We start from the raw sequence: 6,000 nt of genomic DNA, 5'->3' as shown, positions 1-6,000 counted from the left end.
CAACAAGTTTTGCGGCGATGGTCTCATTGGCCTGCGCTATGCGGTGCTTGCGACAATACTTTACGTACAGAGCCTAGAAACTGGAAGATGTATACCAGCGGGTTTGGGCTGGCTTTTTATGAATGCAACTCATCTGACACCAATGGGTGTTCGTTTTCGGTACGGAATTGATTTGCGTGTCCGGTAATGCCTTATCCAGCTGATGCGGCCAGGCAGGGAGTCTGGCTGACTACTCTGCATGGCTGTGGGGTGTAAATTCGAGAGTGTTTGGTTGGTTTCTTAGATATTGAATGAAGTGTGCGCGGTTTTTTATATCTTTCGATGGGGCGGGAGCACTGTCTTTGGTTTGAGAGGTTTGTATGTATATTCGAGTTATGGCTGTTGTTTTAATAAGTGCATCCCTGTCTGCCTGTATAAATTATCCTGTGTATCCCAGGCACCATCAGCGAGCCGACGTGCGTTCCGCCCCACTGTTAAATCAGGGCGTAAATAGCCCTGTGGTCAGGCAAAAAGTTAAGGCGCCGCTTATTCGGCGCGAAAAGCTGAATCAGCAAAGGATCAATAGCCCTGTGCTTGTGCGAGAGGTTCAGGCGCCGCTTATTCAGCGCGAACAGCTGAATAAGCAAGGGGTCAATAGTCCTGTGCTTGTGCGAGAGGTTCAGGCGCCGCTTATTCAGCGCGAACAGCTGAATCAGCAAGGGATCAATAGTCCTGTGCTTGTGCGAGAGGTTCAGGCGCCGCTTATTCAGCGCGAACAGCTGAATCAGCAAGGGATTAATAGCCCTGTGCTTGTGCAAGAGGTTCAGGCACCCCTCATTCAGTATTAAAGGTTCAGCAAGATCAGCGTTCACGGTCGAACCGGCAATGACCCCGGCACAAGCACCTGACCCGCTTGCATGGCGCCGGACGCGACGGATGGGGATGTTGACAACAGGGACGGGGTTTTCTAGTGTCCGCCCCATTGTTTCTCAGGACTTACCCATGACCCCGGATGACCGTATAAAACTTGAACCTGTCTGGAAACAGGCATTACGTGAGGAGTTCGATAAACCTTACATGGCCGAGCTGCGCGAGTTCCTGCGCCAGGAACATGCGGCCGGAAAAGAGATTTACCCACCGGGTCCGCTTATTTTCAATGCCCTTAACCTGACGCCGCTGGACAAGATCAAGGTGGTCATTCTTGGTCAGGACCCTTATCACGGCCCCGGTCAGGCCCATGGTTTGTGTTTTTCAGTACAGCCCGGTATCCCGACACCGCCGTCGCTGGTCAATATCTATAAAGAGCTCAAGCGTGACCTGAATATTGATATCGCCCCTCACGGCTGCTTGCAACATTGGGCAGAGCAGGGCGTTTTGCTGCTCAATACCACGATGACGGTGGAGCGCGCCAATGCCGCCTCCCATGCCAAGAAGGGCTGGGAGCATTTTACTGACCGGATTATCCAGGTGGTCAGCGAGCAGCAACCCAAGCTGGTGTTCCTGCTGTGGGGCGCCCATGCCCAGAGCAAGCAAAAACTGATCGATGCGACCAAACACCTGGTGCTGACGTCGGTGCATCCATCGCCGCTATCGGCGTATCGGGGCTTTATAGGCAACGGCCACTTCAGCCGAACCAACAAGTTCCTTGAGCAAAACGGCCTGGCTGCGATCGACTGGAAACTGCCACCGGTTTAAGTCATGACTCAGCGGTACAAGGCACACTCAGCGCAATAGCCGGTGTGCCAGCACTTGTTGTCAGGAAGGGTTGGCTTCATCCTGGCGAGCCCAATAGCGGAACAGGGGTTCAGCCAAAAACAGCACGAAGATCAGGCGCATCACCTGCAACGCGGTAACCAAGGGCACTGACAGTTGCAATGTTTCTGCGGTGAGGCTCATTTCTGCAATGCCGCCCGGCATCATCCCCAGGGTCATCGAGCGCAGATCGAGTTGGGTGAGGGCGCTCAAGCCCAGTGCACACAGGCTGGCTATCAACATGGTCAGGGCTGTGCCCAGCAGGGTTTTGCCGATAAAAGACGGCGCCCGCCGAAAGAATGCCCGATTGAAATGACAGCCCAGCCCGCTGCCAATCAGCCACTGCCCCATCTGACTGCTGCCGTCTGGCAGGCCTATATGCAAATCCCATGAAATACTCACGCTGGCACTGACCAGCAGCGGCCCGAACAGCCACGGGTTTGGCTGGCGCAGGCGTTGCCAGATCCAGGCCAGCAAGGCACCTGCCGGAAACAGCACCGCGAGCCAGTAAGGGTTAATGGCAGCAGGATGCATGGCGGGTGTGCCTTCGCCCAACAAATACTTGAAGGCTGCCGGAACGCACAGCACAACGGTCAGTACGCGCAGGCTCTGCCCAGCAGCGACGCGGCTCAATACGGCGCCATTGCGTGCGCCGAGGTTGACCATCTCCCCCGAACCGCCGGGCATGCTGGAGAAGAACGCAGTGGCGCGATCCTCACCGCTGCGGCGCATCAGCCATACACCGATCACACTCGACACACTGGTGAGCAGGGCGCCCGCCAGGATCAGCCAGAAATGCGCCAGCACCTGCTCCATCACCACAGGTGTGAAATGCAGGCCGATACCGATGCCCACAATCCACTGCCCGCATTTACGCCCACCGGGAATTTCTGCCAGTTGCCAGGGTGTCAGGCAACGCACCAGGATGATCGCCAGCAGAGAGCCGACCATCCACGGTAACGGCCAGCCGATCTGGCTGGCGAGGTAGCCGCCAGCCAGGCCGACCAGCGGCGTGCCCCACCAGTGCTTGAGTCCTGAATCAGGCATTGGCCAGAGCGCGACGTTGGGCGCTGCGTTTGCGCCAGATACGTATTACAGGCAGCAACAACATGATTGTCGTCAGTACCCAGACACCCAGGGTGATCGGGCTCGCCCACAGGATATCCAGCGCACCGTTGGATATCGACAGTGCGCGACGCAGGTTCTGCTCCATCAGCCCGCCCAGAATGAACCCCAACAATACCGGAGACAGCGGGAAGTCGAGCTTGCGCAGGATATAGCCGAAGATGCCGATACCGATCATCAGGAACAGATCGAAGGTGGTCGCGTGCACGGCGTATACACCAATGGCCGTGATGATGGCGATTGCGGGCACCAGCGCCCAGTTAGGCACCGACAGAATCCGGGTGAAGATACGGATCATCGGGATGTTGAGGATCACCAGCATGACGTTGGCGATAAACAATGACGCGATCAGCCCCCAGACGATATCCGGCTGCTGCTGAAACAACAGCGGGCCGGGGGTGATGTTGTACAGCGAGAGCGCGCCGATCATCACTGCCGTGGTGCCCGAACCCGGCACGCCCAGGGTCAGCATGGGTACCAGCGCCCCACAAGCGGAAGCACCGATTGCGGTTTCGGGGGCCGCCAGACCGCGCATGTCACCCTCGCCGAATTTGCCGGAAGTACCCGCCAGGCGTTTTTCCGTCATATAGGACACGGCGCTGGCCAGTGTGGCACCTGCACCCGGCAGAACGCCCATGATAAAACCGAGCAGTCCGCAACGGATATTCACCGCGAATACCGCAGACGCTTCCTTGAAATTGAACATCATGCGCCCGGTGGCCTTAACCGCTTCCTGGCCGCGATGGGTTTTTTCCAGCAGCAACAGGATTTCGCTGATGGAGAACAAACCCAGTACCAGCACGACAAATTGAATGCCGTCAGTCAGGTGGATGTTGTCCCCGGTGAAGCGGTATACGCCACTGTTGGCGTCAATCCCCACACACGCCAGAAACAGGCCGATAAGCGCAGCGATAAAGGTTTTGAGCGGACGGTCCCCGGCCATGCCGCCGAGGCAGACAATGGCAAACACCATGAGCACGAAATACTCCGCCGGGCCGAAGGCTATCGCCCACTTGGCCAGTAGCGGAGCAAACAGCACCATGCCGCAGGTGGCGATAAAGGCGCCAATAAATGAGCTCCAGGCCGACAGCGACAACGCCACGCCAGCCAGGCCTTTACGCGCCATCGGGTAGCCGTCGAGGGTGGTCATCACGGTTGAAGCTTCGCCAGGGATGTTCAGCAGGATCGAGCTGATACGCCCGCCGTATTCACAGCCCAGATACACCGCCGCCAGCAGGATCAGCGCCGATTCCGGTGGCAGGCCCAAGGCAAATGCGATGGGGATCAGCAGGGCGACCCCGTTGATTGGGCCAAGCCCCGGCAGCAGGCCGACCACGGTGCCGATCAAGGTGCCGCACAGGGCTGTGACCAGATTGTACGGGCTGAGCGCGACGCCGAAGCCCTGGCCCAAATAGCCGAAAGTATCCATATCAGTCCTCCAGAACGTCGAGCAGGCCAAGCGGCAGCGGAACGTCCATGGCTTTATCAAAGAGTAAATAAAGGCCAACGCTCACCAAGCTGATGATCACGCTGCTGGGCAGCCAGCGACCGCCATACAGACGCGCCAGCGGGATGCCGACCAGGATGCTGCTGAGGATAAAACCGAGAGGTTCGAAGGTGCCGGCGAAGATCAGCAACAGCACGATACACAGGCCGATCTTGGTCAGGGTTTCACGATCCAGTTTGGGGTCATCTTCGCTGTGCACCACGGGGGAGGGGCGAAAGATCATGTAGGTCAGCCCCAGTCCCATTAATGCCAGCATCAGCAAAGGGAAAGCGCGAGGACCAACGGGTTCGTAGGAAAAGGCTGCCTGATAAGGCCAGGCCATCGCCGCCAAACCGGCGCAGACAAGCAGCAGGGCCGAAGCAAATACGCGTTGTGCAAGCATGGTTTACTCCTGGGCTGTGCCCCTGGGTGCAGGGGCACAGCCAGTGGTCGGCGGCGGTTACTGGATCAGGCCGAATTCCTGGGCCAGGACTTTGTAGTCAGCCACCTGCTTTTTCACATAGGTGTCCAGCTCCGGGCCGGTCATGGCGAAGGGGAACAGTTCGCGCTGATCACGCAATGTGGCGAAGTCTTCGGACGCCAGCAGCTTGTCAAAAGCCTCTTTCCACCAGGCGTACTCTGCATCGCTGACTTTTGGCCCCAGGTAGAAGCCGCGTACGACAGGCCAGACAATGTCGTAGCCCTGTTCCTTGGCCGTCGGGATGTCCTTCATCTCCGGCTCATCGAGGCGCTCGTTGGCGAATACGGCGAGCAGGCGCATATCACCGCTCTGGATATGGGGCATGGAGTCGGAAATATCCGTACTGCCTACCTGAATATGGCCGCCCAGCAGCGCGGTAGCGATTTCACCGCCACCCTCCAGGGCCACATAACGCAGGTCGCGGGGGTTGATCCCGGCGGCCTTGGCGATCAGGGCGGTCTGCATCCAGTCCTGGCTGCCAACGGTGCCGCCTGAGCCAATGACCACTTTGCTCGGGTCTTTTTTCAGGGCCTGAACCAGATCATCGAGATTTTTGTAGGGCGAGTCCTTCTTCACCGCAATGGCCCCGTAGCTGGTGCCGACCGCTGCCAGCCAGCGTACGGCGCTTTCATCGAAGCGGCCGAACTTGCCCTGGGCCAGGTTAAGCAATGAGCCACTGGACCAGGCTACCAGGGTGCCAGCATCGGCCGGGCGCTGGGCGACCACGGCGTTGTAGGCAACAGCCCCCACGCCACCCGGCATGTAGGTCACACGCATGGGTTTGCTCAGCAGCTTCTCGTTGACCAGTGCGCTTTGCGCCAGTTTGCAGGTCAGGTCAAAGCCACCGCCAGGGGACGCCGGGGCAATGCATTCGGGGCGTTTGGGTTCAGCCAGCAGTTGGCCAGTGAAGAGCATGCAGCCGGCCGCAATAGCCAGAGTGCGCAGGGGGAATTTCATATCGTCTCCTCAGGAGCTTTTATTTTTATAGGGCAGTTTTGGGGTGTGCGAAATCATCGCGACAGAGCGCGGGTAGGGGGGGAATACAGGGATGAAGGGCTTCGGGCTGATAAGTCAGCATGCAGGTGCTCCATTATTGTTCTTATTGGCGAAAACGCTTCAAGGCGTTTTTCGGGCCGTTATGCAGTGCATGACGGCGACAGGGATTACTGTCAGTCTC

Annotated in this window: 7 protein-coding genes; 2 read left to right on the top strand and 5 right to left on the bottom strand. The window is 58.1% G+C overall.

Going from position 1 to position 6,000, the window contains the following annotated elements:
• The coding region (locus tag GHO03_RS25370; protein ID WP_218574315.1) for a hypothetical protein at positions 1-187 on the top strand (187 nt) is incomplete at its 5' end.
• 286 nt (positions 188-473) lie between these two features.
• Here the strand turns inward: GHO03_RS25370 and GHO03_RS16510 are convergent.
• The gene (locus tag GHO03_RS16510) at positions 474-851 is read right to left on the bottom strand and encodes a hypothetical protein (protein WP_133144263.1); all 378 of its coding nucleotides are present in this window, start codon (positions 849-851) and stop codon (positions 474-476) included.
• Between the two features lie 130 nt (positions 852-981).
• Between GHO03_RS16510 and ung the strand changes: the two genes are divergently transcribed.
• The gene (gene ung / locus GHO03_RS16505) at positions 982-1,674 is read left to right on the top strand and encodes a uracil-DNA glycosylase (protein WP_095001347.1); all 693 of its coding nucleotides are present in this window, start codon (positions 982-984) and stop codon (positions 1,672-1,674) included.
• 60 nt (positions 1,675-1,734) lie between these two features.
• On the opposite strand, the gene GHO03_RS16500 is transcribed toward ung, so the two are convergent.
• Genes GHO03_RS16500 through GHO03_RS16485 form a run of 4 tightly spaced genes read right to left on the bottom strand, consistent with a single transcriptional unit; the run spans position 1,735 to position 5,780 of the window.
• On the bottom strand, positions 1,735-2,778 hold the full coding sequence (locus GHO03_RS16500; RefSeq protein WP_153400206.1) for an AbrB family transcriptional regulator: 1,044 nt from the start codon (positions 2,776-2,778) through the stop codon (positions 1,735-1,737).
• A complete protein-coding gene (locus GHO03_RS16495; protein ID WP_095001349.1) occupies positions 2,771-4,285 on the bottom strand; it encodes a tripartite tricarboxylate transporter permease in 1,515 nt (504 codons plus the stop codon). The genes GHO03_RS16500 and GHO03_RS16495 overlap by 8 nt, the downstream gene beginning before the upstream one ends.
• 1 nt (position 4,286) lies before the next feature.
• Positions 4,287-4,745 carry a tripartite tricarboxylate transporter TctB family protein gene (locus tag GHO03_RS16490; protein WP_095019724.1) on the bottom strand — a complete coding sequence of 153 codons (459 nt, stop codon included), beginning with the start codon at positions 4,743-4,745 and terminating at the stop codon, positions 4,287-4,289.
• A gap of 57 nt (positions 4,746-4,802) precedes the next feature.
• Positions 4,803-5,780 (bottom strand): tripartite tricarboxylate transporter substrate binding protein, encoded by a 978-nt coding sequence (locus tag GHO03_RS16485; RefSeq protein WP_095020843.1) that lies wholly within the window; start codon positions 5,778-5,780, stop codon positions 4,803-4,805.
• Positions 5,781-6,000: the final 220 nt, after the last annotated feature.

Source organism: Pseudomonas sp. FSL R10-1339 (assembly GCF_009600545.1).
Lineage (GTDB): Bacteria > Pseudomonadota > Gammaproteobacteria > Pseudomonadales > Pseudomonadaceae > Aquipseudomonas > Aquipseudomonas bubulae.
Note: the sequence above shows the minus strand (reverse complement) of the source record. Positions and strands in the feature narration are given on the sequence as shown.